This window comes from Sphingomonas sp. GW821-FHT10F09, from assembly GCF_058809195.1.
Genome location: NZ_JBXASI010000001.1, coordinates 1,282,063 through 1,301,046, shown reverse-complemented (window position 1 = coordinate 1,301,046; position 18,984 = coordinate 1,282,063). Strand labels below are relative to the sequence as shown.

Sequence of the window (18,984 nt, the reverse complement as noted above, 5' to 3'; positions counted from 1 at the left end):
AAAACCGATAATATGCATTATGTAAAATTCTGATGGTGGTGGGGTTCAAGGATCAGCACGTTTCCCTCGACCCGCCACGACTTCAGCTTGGACAGGAAGTTCATGCCAAGCACGTCGGTATCGCCGAACGCCGGCGACACGACGACGCCCAGATCGCGCGCGGCGATATCGCCCAGTCGTAATTCCCGCACCGTCGCGGTCTGCGCGCTGATCCGTCCATTGGCGGTGTTGAGGACGATCGGGAACATGCTCTTGGTCAGGTCCAGCGATGCCGCCTGCGCGGTCCGCGTCGACACGGCGGTGACCGTCGCGCCGCTGTCGACCAGCATTCGCCGGGACACCCCATCCAAAGTCACGCGCGCCCAGAAATGGCCGTCCGGCGCCATCCGGATGCGCGTTTCGCGGCCGACGACATTCTGGTCCTCCAGCTTCAGCATGCGCGCGACGCGCTGGAGATACGGATCGAACTTCTCGCGCTGGCTCACCACCATCAGCAGCAACCCGGCGATGATCGCCCAGCTCGCCAGCGACAGCAGCACCCGCAGGATCGGCACCCGGCGCGCGATCAGCGCCGACACCGGCAGGATGAGCAACAGCAGATAGAGCAGCGTATTGCCGCCCAGGTCGATCGTCATGGCGCGAATTCTAATCCGTCATAGCCTGGCTCGACACCGGCGGGCAGCATCGCCACCAATGTCGCATAATCCATACTATGGTCCATGTGTATGAAGGCTGACCGACGCGGCGCCAGCTCCCCGATCCAGTCGAGGACGGTCGGCACATCGGGATGGGTCGGATGCGGCGCATAGCGCAGCGCGTCGACGATCCAGACGTCCAACCCCGTGTAGAGCGCCCGCATCGCCGGCGTCAGTTCATGGAAATCCGTGGCATAGCCGACGTTCATGCCACCTGCCGAGAAGCGCAGCCCGGCGGAGGTGATGCTGCCATGCGGCTGGTCGACGACGTCGATCGTGATCCCGCCGATCGTCAGGCGATCGGGCAATTCCGCTGCATCGACCGTCAGCGGATATCCTTGCCGACCCGCGAAGACATAGGTGAAGCGCGTCTTCAGCGCCCCCAGCGTCCGCGACCGGGCAAACCCGCGCACCGGATGACCCAGAGCGTGGAAGATCTGCCGGACATCGTCGATGCCATGGCAATGGTCGGCATGATCGTGCGTCCAGATGATCGCATCGACCGCAGCGACGTCCGCGGCGAGCAGCTGCTCGCGCATGTCAGGGCCGGTGTCGACCAGAATGCGCGTGCCGTCGTGCTCGACGAGCAACGAGGCGCGGGTCCGACGGTTGCGCGGTTCGGCAGGGTCGCACGCCCCCCAATCGTTCCCGATCCGCGGCACACCGGACGAGGTGCCGGAGCCGAGGATGCGGACCTTCATTGCGGCGTCCCTCGCTGCGCCTTGTCGAACAACGCAAAAAAGTTATCCACAGTCCGCGCCGCCAGTTCCTCGATCGGTTCGCCGCGCAGCTTGGCGAGGAAGGCGGCGGTATCGGCGACGAAGCCCGGCTCACCCTGCTTGCCGCGGTTCGGCACCGGCGCGAGGAACGGCGCGTCGGTTTCGATCAGCAGCCGCTCGATCGGCAGCCGCGCCGCGGTGTCCTGCAGATCCCGCGCATTCTTGAACGTCACGATCCCTGAGATCGAAATATAGAAACCGAGGTCCAGCGCGGCGTCGGCGAACGTGCCGCTGGCGGTGAAACAATGGATGACGCCCTTGTAGGCCCCCTCCTCCATCTCCTCGCGCAGGATGGCGAGCGTGTCCTCCTCGGCGTCGCGGGTGTGGACGATCAGCGGCAGGCCGGTGGCGCGGCAGGCGGCGATATGCGTGCGAAAGCTCGCCTGCTGCCGAACGCGGTCGGAATGATCGTAATAATAGTCGAGCCCCGATTCCCCGATGCCGACGATCCGCGGGTGCACCGATCGTTCGACCAGCCGCGCGGTATCGATATCGGGATGCTGGTCGGCCTCATGCGGGTGGATGCCGATCGACGCCCATACGTCGGGCTCCCGCTCGGCGGTGGCGACCACCGCATCCCATTCGCCCTCGCGCGTGGAGATGTTGAGCATCGCACCGACGCCGCGCGCCCGGGCACGGGCGAGCACCTCGCTCTGCTGTTCGAACACCCCCTTGTAGTTGAGGTGGCAATGGCTGTCGGCGAACATCACGCCTCCACCACCGCCGGCATCTCCAGCCGCGGAAAGACCGGCGACGGCGGTGCGATGACGAAGCCAGACGCGGCCTGCCGCGCATACCAGCCATCGTCGTCGACCGCCGCATGGTCGCGCTCCGTTGCGCCGATCTGGTCGAGCACCTTTGCGGCGGAGTCCGGCACCACCGGCAGGATCGCGATCGCCAGCATGCGGATCGCACGCACCAGCGTCCCCAACACCGCATGCATCCGATCGGGATCGGTCTTGCGCAACGCCCAGGGCGCCTGCGCGTCGATATACTGGTTGCAAGCGAAGACGCCGCGCATCCATGCCTCGATCCCCTGGCTGAGCAGCAGGTCGCCGAATGCGGTCTTGAACCCGGCGCAGGCGACGACGACCTCTTCGATCAGCATCGCATCCGCGGGGTCCGACCGGCCGGCATCCGGAAACGCGCCGCCCAGGTTCTTGGCGATGAACGACAATGTCCGCTGCGCCAGATTGCCGAAGCTGTTGGCCAGCTCCGCATTGACTCGCGTGACGATCGCCTCGGCTGAATAGCTGCCGTCCTGCCCGAAGCTGACCTCGCGCAGCAGGAAATAGCGCACCGCATCGACCCCGAAGGCATCGGTCAGTTCGTCGGGGCTGACGACGTTGCCGACCGACTTGGACATCTTCTCACCGCGATGGAGCACGAAGCCGTGCGCGAAGACCTGCTTCGGCAGCGGCAGGTCCGCCGACATCAGGAACGCGGGCCAGTAGACGGTGTGGAACCGCGTGATGTCCTTGCCGATCAGATGCAGATCCGCCGGCCAGAAGCGGGCCATTGTGGCGGCATCGTCCGGATAACCTGCACCGGTCAGGTAGTTGGTCAGCGCATCGACCCAGACGTACATGACGTGACCGGGGCTGTCCGGCACCGGCACGCCCCAGTCGAAGCTGGTCCGCGACACCGACAGGTCCGACAACCCGCCCTCGACGAAGCGCATCACCTCCTTGCGGCGCGCCTCGGGACGGATGAAGTCCGGGTTCGCGGCGAAGAGATCGAGCAACGGCTGCTGATATTTGGACAGACGGAAGAACCACGTCTCCTCTGCGGTCCATTCGACCGGGGTGCCCTGCGGCGAGAGCTTGACGCCCCCTTCCCCCTCGACCAGTTCCTTTTCGTCGTAAAAGGCTTCGTCGCGGACCGAATACCAGCCCTCGTAGCGGTCGAGGTACAGGTCGCCCTTGTCGCGCATCGCCCGCCAGATCGCCTGGCTGGCGGCATAATGCTCCAGCTCCACCGTGCGGATGAAGCGGTCGTAGGAGATGTTGAGCGTGTCCGCCATCGCGCTAAAATGCGCCGACATCTCATCCGCGAAGGCGCGCGTTTCGACGCCGCGCGTCCGCGCGGTCTGCGCCATCTTCAGCCCGTGTTCGTCGGTGCCGGTCTGGAAGCGGACGTCGCGCCCAGCCTGACGCTGGAACCGCGCGATCGCATCGGCGCAGATCATTTCATAGGCGTGGCCGATATGCGGGCGCCCGTTCGGATAGTGGATCGCGGTGGTGATGTAATAGGGATCGGCCATGCCGCGCGTCCTAGTCGATCGATCCCGTGAGGTGAAGCGGCGTCAGCGCAGCGTCGCGACGATCGCCGCCATCTCGAACACCGTCGCCTGCGCATCGAGCGACAGGCCGAGCGCCGCGCCCGCGAGATCGCGTGCCGCGGCCTGCGCATCCAGCGCCGTCTTGAGCCGCATGCCCGACCGGCTCCGCGCCTCGTGCGCGATCATCGCCGGCACGCGATCGAGGAAAGCCTCGTACCGCGCGGCATTGCCCTTCCCCGCCAGCGCCTTGGCCAGCGCGGCGCGGCGCGCGTTCATCGGATCGCCGTCGCTCGCGATGCCGGCGATGGCATTGTCCAGTGCGTCGATGTCGAGCCCGGCATAGCGGATCGCACGGCCGGGCGCGCCCTCCCCCGTCCGCACCAGTGCAGCAATCTCGTCCGCCTCCGCATCGGGCAAGGCACCGCGCAGCGCTTTCGCCATCTCGCCCTCGTCGAGCGTGGCGAAGCGCAGCACGCGGCAGCGCGAGCGGATCGTCGGCAGCAACCGCCCCGGCGCATGGCTGACCAGCAGGAAGATCGTTCCGGCCGGCGGTTCCTCGAGGTTCTTGAGCAGGGCGTTGGCGCCGTTGCGTTCCAGATCGTCGGCGGCATCGATCATGACGACGCGTCGCGCGCCCATCGACGGCGTCGTCGCGAACATCGGCTGGAGCGAGCGGACCTGCGCGATCGTGACGCTACGCGCGATATCCTGATCGGGTTTCTCGGCATCCTTGGGCAGACGCCGCAGGACCCGCAGATCGGGGTGCGACCCGGCATCGACCAGCGCCCGCGTCGGATGCCCCTCCGGCACGATCAGGCCGGGCGCGGTGACGCCGGTCGCGCTCGCCTCGGCGAGCATGCGCAACGCCGCCGCCTGCGCGAAGCTCGCCTTGCCGACGCCCTCCGGTCCGACCAGTAGCCACGCGTGATGCAATACGCCGCTGCGCAGGGCCGCGGTGAAGGCGGCATGCGCATCGGCCTGGCCGAAGAGTTCGGTCATGGCCGCACGAGGCCCCGGTCGGTCGCCATCACCCGAAGAGCGAGGTCAGCCCTGCCCAGGCACGGCCGAAGAACCCGGCTTCGCTCACATCCTCGGCAGCGACCAGCGGCAAGCGCTGTTCGGGCATCTCGGGCGACTTCACCACCAGATCTGCGATATGCTGCCCTGCCTTGATCGGCGCGCGGATCGGCCCTTCGTAGACCACCTTCGCGCTCATCTGCGGCACCGCACCGGCGGGCAGCGTCACCGTCAGCTGCTTCGGCGCCACCAGCCCGACGCTGCTCGCGCTGCCCATCTGCACCTCGGCGGTCGACACCTGCTTGCCCTGCGCGACGACCGGCTTGGCCTGCCATGCGCGGAAGCCCCATTCCATGAAGCGCACCGACTCCTCGGCGCGGCCATTGGACGAGGTCAGCCCGGCGACGACCATGACGAGACGGCGGTTGTTCTGTTCTGCCGATCCGGTGAAGCCATAGCCCGCCTCTTCGGTGTGACCGGTCTTGAGCCCGTCAGCACCGGCGACGCGGCCGAGCAGGGGATCGCGGTTCGCCTGGGTGATGTCCGCGCCCGCGCCCAGCGTCTTGCCCCAGGTGAAGCTGCGCAGCGAATAGAAGCGCTTGTAGAGGTCCGGAAAGTCCTTGATCGTCGAGGTCGCCAGATGCGCCAGATCGCGCGCGGTGACGTAGGTAACGCCATTGTCAGGCCAGCCGTTCGACGTGCCGAAATGGCTGTTGGTCAGGCCGAGCTTCTGCGCCTGCTGGTTCATCCGGTCGGTGAAGGTCTGTTCCGTACCCGAAATCCCCTCCGCCAGCACGACGCAGGCATCGTTGCCCGACAGCGTGACGATGCCCTTGAGCAAATTCTCGACGCTGACGCTCTCGCCGGTCGACAGGAACATCGTCGAACCCGCCTGCGGACCATGCCAGCGCTGCCACGTCTCGGGCCGGACGGTGAAGGTCTGGTCGAGCTTCAGCTCCCCCTTCTTGATCATGTCAAACGCGACATAGACCGTCATCATCTTGGCCATCGACGCCGGCGGCATGCGGCGATCGGCGTCCCGCTGGTACAGGACCGCGCCCGACGACAGATCCTCCATATAGGCGATCGGCGCGGTCCCCTGGAACTGCGGTGCGGCCGCGACCGAGGGGACGGCCAGCGCAACGATGGCGAGCGGAGCGGCGATCAGCTTGTTCATGACGTCGTCTTTGACTTTCCGGGGACGTGTAGCGGGAATGGAGCAGGCATAGCGCCGCAAGCGCGTGGCGTCAGCCCTCTACCGCATCGGCGAGCAGGCCGACCGACAGCGCGTAGAAATTGGAGCAGTTGTAATCGAGGATGACGCGGTAATTGCCGGTCAGCAAATAGGCGGTGGCGCCCGGACCGTCGGGTTCGATCAGCGTCGCCAGCACGCCGTCCGCCGGCCAGGCCCTGCCCTGCGGCACGACGCCGGCCGCGCGCCATTCGGCCATCGTCCGCCAGCGGCTGTGGCGTTCGAACACGCGCGGGCAGCGCGGCGAGACGAGCCGGTTGGCAATGTCCGACCGATCGAACCCGGCAGGCACGGTGACCGCGACACCCCAGGGCTGGCCCGGACGCCAGCCGGCGTTCTGGAAATAATTGCCAATCGAGGCGAGCGTATCGGCAGGACTGGTCCAGATATCGGCACGCCCGTCGCCATCGCCGTCGCGCGCGAGGCGGAGGTAGACGGAGGGCAGGAACTGCGGGTTGCCGGTCGCCCCCGCCCAGCTGCCAACCAGCCGCTCGCGCGGGATGCCGCGGTCGAGGATCTTGAGCCCTGCGACGAATTCGCCGGCGAACAGGCTGCGCCGTCGCCCTTCATAGGCAAGGCTGGCGAGGCTGCGCAGCAGGTCGAAATTGCCGGTATAGGCGCCGTAATTGGTCTCATGCCCCCAGATCGCGACCATGATCGATTCGGGCACGCCCGTCTCGCGCTCGACCTGCGACAGCCGCGCGCGCTGCGCCTGATAGGTCGTCCGCCCGCGGCCGATCCGCGCCGCATCGACATGGCTCGCCTTGTACGGCGCGAACGGCGGGGTGGCGGTGCTGCCCGGATTGCCCGGCTGCGCGCGGTCGAGCTGGATCGTGCGCTCGCTGAGCGTCAGCGTCGGAAACACCGCGTCGATCGTGCGCTGCGAGACGCCCGCCGCTTCCGCCTGCTGGCGCAGCGTCTGTAGATACGCCTGGAACCCCGCCTCGTCCTGCGCCGCCGCCGGGCTGGCCGAAGCCAGCGCCAGCGTCGTTGCCAGAATACCGGCCCGCAAGCCCCGTGTCATTTGCCCCCACATGCCGATCGTGGTGCCACAGGGGGGCGGAGACGGGAACCTCTTATCGTCGCAGGGCTTGCACGGGCAGCCGCGGTGCGACTATCCGGGGCCAACCACGGAGAGATGGCCGAGTGGTTTAAGGCAGCGGTCTTGAAAACCGCCGTAGGTGGAAGCCTACCGTGGGTTCGAATCCCACTCTCTCCGCCACTTCGGCCCCCAACTGGGCTCCCAGATAGTCGGCACGAAGTCGCATCGACCCGCGCGGTTCGGAGGCCTGCGAACATCGCGCGCACTCAGCGACTCGTTTGGCGAAGGCTGGTCCCCCAGACCAGCAAGGCGACGGCGCTGAAACCTGCACCCAGCATCGACACGCGGGACCATCCCGCGCGGGCATAGGCTGTCGTGGAAGCGATCGCCCCGATGGCGCTGCCGATGGAATAGAACACCATATAGCCCCCGACGAGACGGCTGCTCGCCTCGGGATGACGGTGGAACAGAATGCTCTGATTGGTGACGTGAACGGCCTGCACGGCCAGATCGAGCAGAACTATCCCGGCGAGGAGGAAGAGCAACGATACCGGCAGCATCGCGATCAGCGCCCATGACGCCAGTAAGATCGCGAGCGACACTCCCGTCGTCCATTGCCCGAAACCCCGATCCGCAAGCCGGCCTGCACCCGCTGCGGCGATCGCCCCTGCCATGCCGACGAGGCCGAACACGCCGATCTGCGTATGGGAATAGGAAAATGGCGGGGCACCGAGCGGCAGGAGCAGGGCGGTCCAGAAGGTGCTGAACGACGCGAAGATCAACAGCGCCAGCAGGCCGCGAACCAGCAATATACGGTCGCGCAGGAACAGGACGGGGATCGACCGCAAAATGGCGGCGTAGCTTTCGGTGCCGCCCGGCGACAGCTGGCGCGGCAGGACGCGGATCAGCAGTCCGACCATTACCGCCGTCAGAATGGCGGAGGTCAGATAGACCGCGCGCCAGCCACCGAGATCGGCCAGCGATCCAGCGATGACGCGGGCGGCAAGGATGCCGATCACCACGCCGCTCGTCACCACGCCAACCGCCCTGCCACGCTCTTCGGCGGTCGCCAGTATCGCCGCGAAGGCCACCAGGATCTGCACGACCACGGCAAGCACGCCCATCGCCACCAGACTGGCGAACAGGATCGTTTCGTGTCTCGCCGTCGCGACGGCGACCAAAGCGAGGACCAATAAGATGCATTGGCCGACGATCAGCCGTCGGCGGTCCACCAGATCGCCAAGCGGGACAAGGAAGATCAACCCGAGCGCATAACCCACCTGCGTCAGCGTCACGACGAGACCGACCACGGACGGAGAAATGCCGAAATCCTGCGCGATCGAACCGAGCAACGGCTGGGCGTAATAGACATTGGCGACGCTGAGGCCTGCCGCGACCGCGAAGACCAACGTGGCGATCCGCGATAGTCCCCCGCCTGTTGCGCGACGCGCCCCATCTTCGTTTCCGTGCTGCATCGCTATTCCATCCGTGGATCCCACCCGGTTCCATCTTAAGACTGCTTGTGCGAACGCAATTCCAGTTCTATTTTAGAACCGGATTTGCCGCATGGGGATCGACGATATGGTCAAGCGGGTCAGCCAATGGGATGCAGGATGTCCGGTAGCGCGCGCGCTGGATGTCATCGGCGACTGGTGGTCACTGCTGATCATCCGCGACGCCTTCGACGGCGTGAGGCGCTTCAGCGCGTTTCAGGCGGGGCTCGGCATCGCGAAGGGGGTGCTGGCGACGCGGCTACGCGACCTGACCCAACGCGGTATCCTGGAGATGGCCCCCGCATCGGACGGCAGTGCGTACCGGGAGTATGTCCTGACGGAGAAGGGGCGTGGCCTTTTCCTCGTTATTGTCGCGCTGCGTCAATGGGGCGAAGGCCATCTCTACCGCCCTGACGAACCGAAATCCTCACTGGTGGACATCGAAACAGGCGCTCCGGTCGCCCGACTGGAACTCTTCGCAAAGGATGGGCGGCCTTTGGAGTGGAACGATACCCTGGTGCGGAAAATCGAGGACCACTGATTGGAGGCCGCCGGCAGGGAATATTCAAGCAGTAACGTGAGTCGATCACCGAGCTGTCAGAAGGTCAGCGAACACCTGGCTCGTGCTGGACTGCGTTACCACGATCGAGCGTAGGCTAGGTGCCCATTGGTCCCCCTTCCCTGCGGCTCCGCGCCTCGACCGCGTTCGCGGATCAAACGTCGGCCCAGGGCTGCAACACCACCTTGCCTGCCGTCTGGCGGCCTTCGAGCAGGCGATGCGCTTCGGCGGCCTGTGACAGCGGCAGGACGGTGTTCACCTGAAGCGCGATCCGCCCGGAGACGATCAGTCCGAAGATCTCGCTCAGCATCGACTGGATCACGTCGGGGAAGGCCGAATAGGCGCCGACGTAGAAGCTCGTCAGCGTGTGGTTGGCAACGATCAGGTCCCACGGATCGATCAGGCTCGTCTTGCCGCTCGACTGGCCGACGAAGATCATCCGGCCGAACGGCGCCAGCGCCCGGAATGCCTCGGCGACATTGTCGCCGCCGGCGGTTTCGACGATGATGTCGACGCCTTTGCCGTCGGTCAGCGCGCGCACCTGATCGGCCCAGTCGGGGGCGGTATAGTCAACGGTCGCGTCCGCACCCAGACGCTGGGCGATGGCGCGCTTTTCCGGGGTGCTGGCGGCGGCGATGACCTTGCCGGCGCCGTAGATCTTGGCGAGCTGCACCGCGAACGAGCCGAGGCCCCCGGCCGCCGCCTCGATCAGCACGGTTTCACCGGGCACCAGCCGGGCCGCATTGCGCAGCACGAGCGCCGCGGTCAGGCCGTTGGCCATCATCGCCGCGGCCTCAACCGGCGCCACGCCCTCGGGCAAAGGCACCACGATCGCCTCCGGCACACACAGATACTGCGCATATCCTCCCGCTCCGGTAACGGCCAGCACGGGCATCCCGACATGCAGCGAGGTCACCGCCTTGCCAACCGCGGTGATCGTCCCGGCAATCTCTGCACCGAGCGTAAAAGGCAGCGGCGAGGCTTCCGGGTAATCGTCTCCCCGCCGGCGCATGACATCAGCGAAATTGACCCCCGTCGCCTCGACCCGCACCAGCACCTCATGGTCCTGCGGCGTCGGCTCGGGCACGTCCTCATAGGTCAGAACGCCGGCGTCACCCGTCGCGTGAAATCGAACGGCTTTCATGCTATTTCCTTGAGATGCGGTGATAGGTTGAGACGATAAGGTCCGTCGGGGCCCCGAACTACGCCAGCCCGAACTGCTTGTGCAGCACCCGGTCGAAGACGGATTGGGGAAGGAACCGGCGGGCGAATGCGCCCTGCTTCGCATCCTTCCCGGACGGGTAGCGTAGCCTCGGGTTCGGGGCGGTCGCGGCGCGGACGATCGTCGCCGCGACGTCCTGCGCACTGCCGGCATTGGTGATCGCCTGATCGTACGCGGCGAGATACGTCGCACGGATCGCATCATAGTCGGCCATCGGTTTGTCCGACGAGACGGTGCTGGTCTCGAACGCGGTCCGCGTCGCGCCCGGCTCGATGACCACGATCCGCACGCCGAACCCGCGCACCTCATGGTCGAGCGATTCGGAATATCCCTCCAGCGCATGCTTGGTCGCGGAATAATAAGCGTTGAACGGCGCCGGGATCAGCCCGAGGCCCGACCCGATGTTGAGGATGCGCCCCTGCCCCTGTCGGCGCATGATCGGCAGGACCGCATTGGTGACCCTAACCACGCCGTGGAAGTTGGTCTCGAACAGCGCGTGGACCTGCGCGATCGAGCTTTCCTCGGCCGCTCCCGTCACGCCGACACCCGCATTGTTGACCAGCAGGTCGATCCGCCCCTCGCGCTGCACCAGTTGCGCGATCGCAGCGTCGACGGACGCGTCGTCGGTCACGTCGAGCGCGATCAGGGGAAACGCCCGGTCCCCCGCCTCCGCCCCGCGCCGGCTGGTGCCGTAGACCGCATAACCCGCTGCCAGCAGCTGCAATGCCGCCGCTTCGCCGATTCCCGACGATGCGCCGGTTACGAGCGCCACTTTCTTCGGTGTTTTCATGTGGATATCCCTCAAGCGCTGGTGATGAAACCCACAGGGCGGCCCCCGCATATGGTCTCGATGCGTTTATGATGTCATCCATAATCAAACTCGTCAACAAGTTTGATTATGGATGACATCAATGTATAGGGACAGCTGTTGGAAACGAGGTCCCCGATGAAGATCACCAAGGCGCAGTCGCAGGAGAACCGGGCGCGTATCGTCGACACGGCGTCGGCCATGTTCCGCGAGCGGGGCTATGACGGGGTGAGCGTGGCGGATCTCATGGGGGCGGCCGGGCTCACCCATGGCGGCTTCTACAAGCATTTCGGCTCGAAGGCCGACCTGATGTCCGAGGCGGCGGCGAGCGGCGTCCTGCAGATCCTCGGTCAGGCCGGCGGCGGTGACATCCGCCAGTTCATCGACTTCTATACGTCGAGGGAGCACCGCGACGGTCGCGGTGCCGGCTGCACGATGGCGGCGCTGTCCGGCGATGCCGCGCGCCAGTCGGGCGATATCAAGGCGACGTTCGCCACCGGCATCGAAAGCATTCTCAACACCGTGGAACGCGGCGGCATGCTCGGCGACGGGGAGCAGCACCTGGTGCGGGCGACGGCGATCGATATGTTCGCGCACCTACTCGGTGCGGTCGTGCTGTCGCGCGCCTGTCCGGACGATTCGCCGCTCGCCGATGAGATCCTGAACGTCTGCCGGGCGAAGGTGCTCGAATCGCTGCCGCCGGCGGCCACCCACTGATCGGTACCGACGCGCCACCGCAGGGCTTGGCCCGCGGTGGCGGCGCCCGTCACTTCTCCGTGGTCGCCGTCTTTGCCGGCCCCATCAGCTTCTGCGCGAAATAGGTCATCTGAAGCGCCTGCAACCTTGCGCCCTGCTCGATATCCGCATCGCCCGAATGGCCGCCGGCGGTGTCCTCGTAGAACAGATAAGGCAGCCCATATTCCTTCAGGCGCGCTGCAAACTTGCGCGCGTGCTGCGGGCCGACGCGGTCGTCCTTGGTCGTCGTCCAGATATAGGGTTCGGGATAGGCGACGCCCTTGCGGATATTCTGGTAGGGTGAGATCGTCTGGAGGAACGCCTTTTCCTCCGGCACGCTCACCGATCCATATTCGTCGACCCAGGACGCGCCCGCGGCGATCTGTTCGTAGCGGATCATGTCGAGCAGCGGCACCTGGATCGTCACCGCCTTCCACAGGTCGGGGTGCTGGTTGAACTCGACGCCCATCAGCAGCCCGCCGTTCGACCCGCCATAAATGCCGAGCGTCTGAGGACTGGTCAGCTTCCGCGCGAACAGGTCTTTCGCGACGCTGGCGAAATCGTCGTAGATCACCTGCCGCTTGGTCTTGCGGCCGGCGTCATGCCATTTCGGCCCGAACTCGCCGCCGCCGCGGATGTTGGCGAGGACATAGCTGCCGCCGCGCTCCAGCCACAGCTTGCCAGTCGAGGCGTTGTAGCTGGGCAGCATCGGCAGTTCGAACCCGCCATAGGCCGTCATGATCGTCGGCGTGGTGCCGTCGAGTGCGACGCCCTTCTTGTGGACGATGAAATACGGCACCTTCGTCCCGTCGGTCGAGGTCGCCTCATGCTGCTCGACCACCAAGCCGCTCGCGTCGAACTTCGCCGGCAACGTCTTGACCGGTCGCGCCGCCGTCGCCGCGGCGGCATCGAGCGGCAGCAGCGTCGTCGGCGTCAGGAAGCCGGTGACGGTCAGATAGGCATGGTCGCTCTTGTCGTCGGCGCTGGCGACGCCGAGCGAGGCGTTGTCGGGCAGCGCCACCGGCCGCGACGTCCAGCCCGCCGTACCGGGCGTATAGATCGCCGCACGGCCGCGGACATTGTCGTTGTAGATCAGGACGACATTGCCTTTCGTCGTCACCACCTCGTCGACCGACTGGCGCGGCGTCGGCGCAAACAGCACGGTCGGCCGGATCGCATTCGCCTGCACGTCGGCGAGCGACGCGGAGGCGACCGCACCGGCCGGCACCGCGCCCCAGGGGTCGCTGGTCTGGAACAGCACCTGCCCGGCGACCATACCGGCCGGGAAGGTCCGCGCCGGAATGTCGAGCTTCTTCGTCCCCTGCGGCGTCCAGACATGCGTCTCGCCGCCGAAGAAGGTCGTGCGCCGCTCGATCGCGACCAGCCGGTTGCCCTGCCCGTCGGTGATAACGCCGGCATAGGTGCCGAGCTGGTCGGTCAGCTGCCCGCGGAAGATTTCCTGCGCCTGTTCGAGCGGCTGGCCGCGCTTCACCAGCTTGACGACGAAGGGATAGCTCGACGCGGTCATCGTCCCCTGCCCCCAATCGCGGCTGACCAGCAGCGTGTCCTTGTCGAGCCACGCCGCGCCCTGCTTCGACTTGGGCAACGCGAAGCCGCCGTCGACGAACCGGCCCGCGGCGAGATCGAACTCGCGATAGCTGATCGCATCCTCTCCGCCTTCGGACAGCGCCACGAGGCAGAACCGCTCGTCGGGCTGCAGGCAGGATGCGCCCTTCCAGACCCATTTCTTGCCCTCCGCCTGCGACAGCGCGTCGAGGTCGAGCACCGTCGTCCATTGCGGCTGCGCGGCGGCGTAGCCGGCCTCGGTCGTCCAGCGCCAGATGCCCTGCGGATGATCGGCGTCGCGCCAGAAATTATAGATGCGGCCGAACAGCTGGTTCGGCATCGGAATGCGATCCTTGGCGGATGCGATCGCCAGCGCCTCGGCATAGAAGGTCCGGTAGCGCGGGTCGGATTGCAGGCGCGGCAGCGTCTTCGCATTCTCTGCCTCGACCCAGGCGAGCGGCTTGCTGCCGTCCTTGTCCTCGAGCCAGATATAGGGATCGGTGTCGGTCATGGTGGTCATGTCAGGCTTCATTGGGGCGGGCTTCAGTTGGGCGAGCGCCGGGCCGGCGGCAAGCATGGTGGAAGCGATCAGCAGCGTACGGAGGATCATCGGTGGGCATCTCCCTGGATACGCCAGTCTTGCCGGCCAAAGCGTTGCGGCGCAATGCATGCCGGCAGAACGCGACACGCGCAGCGACGAGGCGGATGACGGGCAGCCGGAAACGCAGGTTTCGCTACGGCGACCCGTCCCTAGAACACCGCCTTCGCTTCCGGCTCGCCCATCATCTGCTGGCGGACCAGCGGGATGGCGGGGCCGCCGTAGCTCAGAAACTGGTCATGGAACGCCTTCCACGCCTTGCGCCCCCCGCGCGAGGCGGTCCAGTCGTCGCGCAGCTTGCGGATCATCAGCTTGCCGAGCGTATAGTTGAGATAGGCGGGATCGTACGTGCCGCGCGCCGCCTGCTGGCGCGAATTGCCCTCGTCCTGATAGCATTGCTCGCGGAACATCTGCAGGCTCTGCTCCTGGGTCATGCCCCGCGCGTGCAGGCCGATCGCCGACAGGAACCGGCAGTCGCGCAGCAGGGCGTTGCTGATCTGGCCGATATGCGTCTCGGCATCGCCCTTGTTGAGCCCCGCCTCCCACATCATCTCCTCGGCATAATGCGCCCAGCCCTCGGCGAACGCGTAGCCGACGAAGATCCGGCCGAACATCGATTGCGACCGGTTGGCATGCAGGAACTGGAGGAAATGCCCCGGCATTACCTCGTGGATGGAGGTGAACAACAGATCCTTCTTGCCAGGCACGAAGGCATCGCGCGTTGTTTGGTTCCATGAGGGGTCGGGAGGGGAAATGTAATATACCGAGGGGATGTTCGTCTCGAACGGCCCGGCGGGATCGATATAGGCGGAATTCTGCCGGTTGTAGGGCGGGCTTTCCTCGACCTTGGCCTCTTCGGTGCCGGGGATCGAGACGAGGTCGTTCTTCACCACGAACGCGCGCAGCGTCGGGATCTGGCGGCGGGCCTCGGCGACCGGACCGTCGGCGGCCTTGTTCGCGTTCATCCGGTCGATGCACTCGGGGATCGTCCGGCCTTTGGCGAACAGCCGGCACGCCGCCGCGAGCGCGTCCTGATTGCGCTTCAGGTCGGCGCGACCCGCCGCCTCGAGCGCATCCAGCGAGGTGTCCACGCCCTCGGTCGCGCGCACCATCCGCTGGAAGCGATCCGCGCCGAGCGCGAAGTCGCCGGTGGCGGTCGCCCGCTGGCTCGCCAGCCATGTGCCGAGGTCGCGCATCGCGCCGCTCGCCGCGGTGGCGGCCTGCGTCAACTGGTCCTGCAGCGCCGGATCGGCGACGCCCGCGAACGCCTGCTTCGCATCGCCGACATAATAATCCGCGAAGCCGTTGAAGCCCGCCACCCCGTAATCGATGTACGACCGCGGCATCGGCGTCTTCAGATTGGCGCGGATATTCCCCGCCGCCGCCGGCACGCGCTGCAGAAAGGCGATCAGCGCCTTCATCCGCGTCGGCGCATCGGCATAGGGCCGGGCGATATAGACGTTCGGGTCCAGCCCGCCGCCGACGTAATATGCGGGATTGCCGTGCGGCTGGTCGGCATCGTCGAGCCAGAACATCTTCCCCTCGGCGACGCGGATCAGATAGTCGCGCTCGAACCGCTCCTCGGGCTTCAGGTCGGCGTCGCCGAACGCGCGGGCGCGGTCGATCGCCTGATGCAGGAATTCCGACTGGCGCTTCAGCCCCGCCGCGCTCCAGTCCGGCAACTGCCCGTCGAAGTCGTGGCGGCCCTGATAGACCGCATTGGCGGGATCGAGCTTGAACCAGCCCTCGACGAAGCCGTCGCGGAACTGCGCCCAGTTGCTCGGCCGCGCCGGGGTGGCGGCCGCCGCCGGTGCGGCCTCGTTCGATGCGGCCGGCTTGCCCGGCGAACAGCCTGCCGCGGCCATGGCCAGCAGCGACGCCGTCAGGATGATACGCATGTCCTACTCCTCGATTCGATCTTGCCGCCGATGCTGACAGCCACGCCGCCGGAATGCCACCCCGCCCCGGCCCCCGGGGCGACCCGGCAAGGAACGGCCGTCCGCCGGCATCGTTGACGCATGGTAAACGCCTGCAAGGACTTACCATCATGCCTTATGTCAAAACCCGCGATGGCACCGACCTGTACGTCAAGGACTGGGGGTCGGGGCGCCCGGTGATCCTGCTACACGGCTGGCCGCTCTCCGCCGACAGCTGGGACCCGCAGATGATCGCGCTGGCCGATGCGGGCTTCCGTGCCATCGCCTATGACCGGCGCGGCTTCGGGCGGTCCGGCCAGCCGTGGAACGGCTATGATTACGACACACTCGCCGACGACCTCGCCGACGTCATGGCGGCGACCGGCGCGGACAGCGACGCCGCGATCGTCGGCTTCTCGATGGGCGGCGGCGAAGTCGCGCGCTACATGAGCCGCCACGGCGGCAAGGGCGTGGTCGCCGCCGGGCTGGTCGCATCGGTGGTGCCGTACATGCTCAAGACCGAGGACAATCCCCACGGCACGCCCGAGGAGACACTCGCCGGGATCGGTCAATCGATCCAGAAGGACCGCGCGCATTTCTTTCGCGATACCTTTTTCAAGCAGTTCTTCGGCGTCGGCGTCATCAGCCATCCGGTCAGCGACGACGTGCTCGACTGGGCGACGACGACGGCGATGCAGGCAGGCCTCAAGCCGACGCTCGCCTGCGCGCAGGCATTCGGCCACACCGATTTCCGGCCGGATCTCGCCGCCTTCTCGGTGCCGACGCTCATCATCCACGGCACCGACGACGCGACGGTGCCGATCGATGCCGCCGGGCGCGCCGCCTCGGTGGGCATCGCGAACAGCCAGCTGGTCGAATATGACGGCGCGCCGCACGGCCTGTTCGCCACCCATGGCGACCGGTTGACCAGCGACCTGCTCACCTTCCTCGGACGGTAGGGAAAGGCGGCTGGCATCTTGGCCGCCGCGTGATTAGTCAGACCCGCGGGTGCCGCCAGAGCGCCCGCGGTTTTGAGTCGAGGATGCGTGATGACCGATCCAGAAATCTATCCTATCAGCGGCGACTGGACCAACGCCAGCCTCGATCCCAAGCGCTACGCCGAACTGTACGAGGCGGCGGCGAGCAACCCGGGCGGCTTCTGGCTCGATCAGGCGACCAAGCGGCTCGACTGGATCAGCGCGCCCACGATCGCCGGCGACTGGTCGTTCGCCAAGGCCGACTTCCACATCAAATGGTTCGAGGACGGCACGCTCAACGTCGCCGCCAATTGCCTCGACCGGCATCTCGCGAAGCATGGCGATACCGTCGCGATCATCTGGGAACCGGACGAGCCGGGCGAGGATGCGCGCCACATCACCTATCGCGAATTGCATGCCGAGGTCTGCCGCTTCGCCAACGTGCTGAAGGGCCAGGGCGTGGTGAAGGGCGACCGCGTCACCCTCTACATGCCGATGATCCCCGAGGCGGCCTATGCGGTGCTCGCCTGCGCGCGGATCGGTGCGGTCCATTCGGTGGTGTTCGGCGGCTTTTCCCCGGATGCGCTCGCCGGCCGGATCGAGGATTGCGGGTCGAAGATCGTCGTCACCGCCGACGAGGGCCGCCGCGGCGGCAAGCGGATCAAGCTGAAGGCGTGCGTCGACGAGGCCGCGGCGCGTGCGCCGGGGCTGGAGAAGGTGATCGTCGTCAGGGCGACCGGTGCCGATGTCGCGATGGGCGACCGCGACGTCTGGTATCATGACGCCGCCGCCGGCGTTGCTGCCGATTGCGCGCCCGAACCGATGGCGGCGGAAGACCCGTTGTTCATCCTCTACACCAGCGGATCGACCGGCAAGCCGAAGGGCGTGCTGCACACCTCGGCGGGCTATCTGCTCTGGGCGGATTTCACCTTCAAGACCGCGTTCGACTACAAGCCCGGGCAGATCTTCTGGTGCGCCGCCGATATCGGCTGGGTCACCGGGCACACCTACATCCTCTACGGCCCGCTCTCGAACGGCGCGACCACGGTCATGTTCGAAGGGCTGCCGACTTGGCCCGACGCCAGCCGCATCTGGCAGGTCGTCGACAGGCACAAGGTCAATGTGTTGTTCACCGCCCCGACGGCGCTCCGCGCGCTGATGAAGGAGGGCGACGACTACGTCCGCAAGACCGACCGGTCGTCGCTGACGCTGCTGGGCTCGGTCGGCGAACCGATCAATCCGGAGGCGTGGCGCTGGTATCACGACGTCGTCGGCGGCGGACGCGCGCCGATCGTCGATGCCTGGTGGCAGACCGAGACCGGCGGCATCATGATCGCGCCCGTGCCGGGTGCCGTGCCGATGAAGCCGGGGTCCGCATCGAAGCCGATGCCCGGCGTCGCGCCGCAACTGGTCGACGATCAGGGCAGCGTGCTGGTCGGTGCGGCGCAGGGCAATCTGTGTATCACGCAGAGCTGGCCCGGCCAGATGCGCGGCGTGTGGGGTGATGAGGAACGCTTCTTCCAGACCTATTTCACCACCTATGAGGGCAAGTATTTCACCGGCGACGGCTGCCGCCGCGATGCGGACGGCTATTACTGGATCACCGGCCGGGTCGACGACGTCATCAACGTCTCGGGCCATCGCATGGGCACTGCCGAGGTCGAGAGCGCATTGGTGCTGCACGAAGCGGTGGCGGAGGCGGCGGTCGTCGGGATGCCGCACGACGTCAAGGGCCAGGGCATCTACGCCTATGTGACGCTCAACGCCGGTCGCGACGGCTCGGAGGATCTGCGCAAGGCGCTGGTCGGCTGGGTGCGGCAGGAGATCGGCCCGATCGCCACGCCCGACAAGCTGCAGTTCGCGCCGGGGCTGCCCAAGACGCGATCGGGCAAGATCATGCGCCGCATCCTGCGCAAGATCGCCGAGAACGACGTCGCCAGCCTGGGCGACACGTCGACGCTCGCCGATCCTGCGGTGGTCGACGATCTGGTCGCGAACCGGGTGATCTGATCCCTCCCTCCCTTGAAGTGAGCGGCGTAGAACG

General features: G+C 66.6%; 16 protein-coding genes and 1 tRNA gene. 5 read left to right on the top strand and 12 right to left on the bottom strand.

The window, feature by feature from the left end; translation table 11 throughout:
• Window positions 1-17 precede the first annotated feature (17 nt).
• The 7 genes from AC1RTO_RS06100 to AC1RTO_RS06070 all read right to left on the bottom strand — a co-directional run bounded on the left by AC1RTO_RS06100 (window position 18) and on the right by AC1RTO_RS06070 (window position 7,060).
• The gene (locus AC1RTO_RS06100) at window positions 18-635 is read right to left on the bottom strand and encodes a retropepsin-like aspartic protease family protein (RefSeq protein ID WP_493159960.1); all 618 of its coding nucleotides are present in this window, start codon (window positions 633-635) and stop codon (window positions 18-20) included.
• Entirely contained in the window at window positions 632-1,396 is a 765-nt protein-coding gene (locus tag AC1RTO_RS06095) for an MBL fold metallo-hydrolase (RefSeq protein WP_493159959.1), read from the bottom strand. The genes AC1RTO_RS06100 and AC1RTO_RS06095 overlap by 4 nt, the downstream gene beginning before the upstream one ends.
• Window positions 1,393-2,181 (bottom strand): TatD family hydrolase, encoded by a 789-nt coding sequence (locus tag AC1RTO_RS06090; RefSeq protein WP_493159958.1) that lies wholly within the window; start codon window positions 2,179-2,181, stop codon window positions 1,393-1,395. Before AC1RTO_RS06090 ends, AC1RTO_RS06095 begins: the two co-directional genes overlap by 4 nt.
• Entirely contained in the window at window positions 2,181-3,737 is a 1,557-nt protein-coding gene (metG, locus tag AC1RTO_RS06085) for a methionine--tRNA ligase (protein ID WP_493159957.1), read from the bottom strand. The genes AC1RTO_RS06090 and metG overlap by 1 nt, the downstream gene beginning before the upstream one ends.
• 42 nt (window positions 3,738-3,779) lie before the next feature.
• Window positions 3,780-4,754, bottom strand: coding sequence for a DNA polymerase III delta subunit-related protein (locus tag AC1RTO_RS06080; RefSeq protein WP_493159956.1), 975 nt, complete (start codon window positions 4,752-4,754; stop codon window positions 3,780-3,782).
• A 28-nt stretch (window positions 4,755-4,782) separates the two neighbouring features.
• Entirely contained in the window at window positions 4,783-5,949 is a 1,167-nt protein-coding gene (locus AC1RTO_RS06075) for a D-alanyl-D-alanine carboxypeptidase family protein (RefSeq protein ID WP_493159955.1), read from the bottom strand.
• Between the two features lie 70 nt (window positions 5,950-6,019).
• Window positions 6,020-7,060 (bottom strand): lytic murein transglycosylase, encoded by a 1,041-nt coding sequence (locus tag AC1RTO_RS06070; RefSeq protein ID WP_493159954.1) that lies wholly within the window; start codon window positions 7,058-7,060, stop codon window positions 6,020-6,022.
• 96 nt (window positions 7,061-7,156) lie between these two features.
• Between AC1RTO_RS06070 and AC1RTO_RS06065 the strand changes: the two genes are divergently transcribed.
• Window positions 7,157-7,246 (top strand) — tRNA-Ser (locus AC1RTO_RS06065).
• An 86-nt stretch (window positions 7,247-7,332) separates the two neighbouring features.
• Here the strand turns inward: AC1RTO_RS06065 and AC1RTO_RS06060 are convergent.
• Complete coding sequence (locus AC1RTO_RS06060; protein WP_493159953.1) at window positions 7,333-8,475, bottom strand: MFS transporter; 1,143 nt, start codon at window positions 8,473-8,475, stop codon at window positions 7,333-7,335.
• Between the two features lie 157 nt (window positions 8,476-8,632).
• Between AC1RTO_RS06060 and AC1RTO_RS06055 the strand changes: the two genes are divergently transcribed.
• Window positions 8,633-9,100 carry a winged helix-turn-helix transcriptional regulator gene (locus tag AC1RTO_RS06055; protein WP_493159952.1) on the top strand — a complete coding sequence of 156 codons (468 nt, stop codon included), beginning with the start codon at window positions 8,633-8,635 and terminating at the stop codon, window positions 9,098-9,100.
• Window positions 9,101-9,272: 172 nt separating this feature from the next.
• On the opposite strand, the gene AC1RTO_RS06050 is transcribed toward AC1RTO_RS06055, so the two are convergent.
• Together AC1RTO_RS06050 and AC1RTO_RS06045 are read right to left on the bottom strand one after the other, a co-directional pair.
• Window positions 9,273-10,262 carry a quinone oxidoreductase family protein gene (locus AC1RTO_RS06050; RefSeq protein WP_493159951.1) on the bottom strand — a complete coding sequence of 330 codons (990 nt, stop codon included), beginning with the start codon at window positions 10,260-10,262 and terminating at the stop codon, window positions 9,273-9,275.
• A 58-nt stretch (window positions 10,263-10,320) separates the two neighbouring features.
• Window positions 10,321-11,130: an oxidoreductase gene (locus AC1RTO_RS06045; protein ID WP_493159950.1), complete on the bottom strand. Its 810-nt coding sequence runs from the start codon at window positions 11,128-11,130 to the stop codon at window positions 10,321-10,323.
• A 156-nt stretch (window positions 11,131-11,286) separates the two neighbouring features.
• Here AC1RTO_RS06045 and AC1RTO_RS06040 point away from each other — a divergent pair, with 156 nt between their 5' ends.
• A complete protein-coding gene (locus tag AC1RTO_RS06040; protein ID WP_493159949.1) occupies window positions 11,287-11,865 on the top strand; it encodes a TetR/AcrR family transcriptional regulator in 579 nt (192 codons plus the stop codon).
• A gap of 49 nt (window positions 11,866-11,914) precedes the next feature.
• Here AC1RTO_RS06040 and AC1RTO_RS06035 read toward each other — a convergent pair whose 3' ends face one another.
• Entirely contained in the window at window positions 11,915-14,059 is a 2,145-nt protein-coding gene (locus tag AC1RTO_RS06035) for a prolyl oligopeptidase family serine peptidase (protein WP_493159948.1), read from the bottom strand.
• A gap of 140 nt (window positions 14,060-14,199) precedes the next feature.
• Window positions 14,200-15,945 (bottom strand): DUF885 domain-containing protein, encoded by a 1,746-nt coding sequence (locus AC1RTO_RS06030; RefSeq protein ID WP_493159947.1) that lies wholly within the window; start codon window positions 15,943-15,945, stop codon window positions 14,200-14,202.
• A 149-nt stretch (window positions 15,946-16,094) separates the two neighbouring features.
• On the opposite strand from AC1RTO_RS06030, the gene AC1RTO_RS06025 reads away from it, so the two are divergent.
• The gene (locus AC1RTO_RS06025; protein WP_493159946.1) at window positions 16,095-16,922 is read left to right on the top strand and encodes an alpha/beta fold hydrolase; all 828 of its coding nucleotides are present in this window, start codon (window positions 16,095-16,097) and stop codon (window positions 16,920-16,922) included.
• A 90-nt stretch (window positions 16,923-17,012) separates the two neighbouring features.
• Complete coding sequence (gene acs / locus AC1RTO_RS06020) at window positions 17,013-18,950, top strand: acetate--CoA ligase (protein WP_493159945.1); 1,938 nt, start codon at window positions 17,013-17,015, stop codon at window positions 18,948-18,950.
• Window positions 18,951-18,984 lie beyond the last annotated feature (34 nt).

Coding starts and splice junctions, on each gene's coding strand:
- AC1RTO_RS06100 (WP_493159960.1), bottom strand. CDS start 635: ATGACGATCGACCTGGGCGGCAATACGCTGCTCTATCTGCTGTTGCTC.
- AC1RTO_RS06095 (WP_493159959.1), bottom strand. CDS start 1,396: ATGAAGGTCCGCATCCTCGGCTCCGGCACCTCGTCCGGTGTGCCGCGG.
- AC1RTO_RS06090 (WP_493159958.1), bottom strand. CDS start 2,181: ATGTTCGCCGACAGCCATTGCCACCTCAACTACAAGGGGGTGTTCGAA.
- metG (WP_493159957.1), bottom strand. CDS start 3,737: ATGGCCGATCCCTATTACATCACCACCGCGATCCACTATCCGAACGGG.
- AC1RTO_RS06080 (WP_493159956.1), bottom strand. CDS start 4,754: ATGACCGAACTCTTCGGCCAGGCCGATGCGCATGCCGCCTTCACCGCG.
- AC1RTO_RS06075 (WP_493159955.1), bottom strand. CDS start 5,949: ATGAACAAGCTGATCGCCGCTCCGCTCGCCATCGTTGCGCTGGCCGTC.
- AC1RTO_RS06070 (WP_493159954.1), bottom strand. CDS start 7,060: ATGTGGGGGCAAATGACACGGGGCTTGCGGGCCGGTATTCTGGCAACG.
- AC1RTO_RS06055 (WP_493159952.1), top strand. CDS start 8,633: ATGGGGATCGACGATATGGTCAAGCGGGTCAGCCAATGGGATGCAGGA.
- AC1RTO_RS06050 (WP_493159951.1), bottom strand. CDS start 10,262: ATGAAAGCCGTTCGATTTCACGCGACGGGTGACGCCGGCGTTCTGACC.
- AC1RTO_RS06045 (WP_493159950.1), bottom strand. CDS start 11,130: ATGAAAACACCGAAGAAAGTGGCGCTCGTAACCGGCGCATCGTCGGGA.
- AC1RTO_RS06040 (WP_493159949.1), top strand. CDS start 11,287: ATGAAGATCACCAAGGCGCAGTCGCAGGAGAACCGGGCGCGTATCGTC.
- AC1RTO_RS06035 (WP_493159948.1), bottom strand. CDS start 14,059: ATGATCCTCCGTACGCTGCTGATCGCTTCCACCATGCTTGCCGCCGGC.
- AC1RTO_RS06030 (WP_493159947.1), bottom strand. CDS start 15,945: ATGCGTATCATCCTGACGGCGTCGCTGCTGGCCATGGCCGCGGCAGGC.
- AC1RTO_RS06025 (WP_493159946.1), top strand. CDS start 16,095: ATGCCTTATGTCAAAACCCGCGATGGCACCGACCTGTACGTCAAGGAC.
- acs (WP_493159945.1), top strand. CDS start 17,013: ATGACCGATCCAGAAATCTATCCTATCAGCGGCGACTGGACCAACGCC.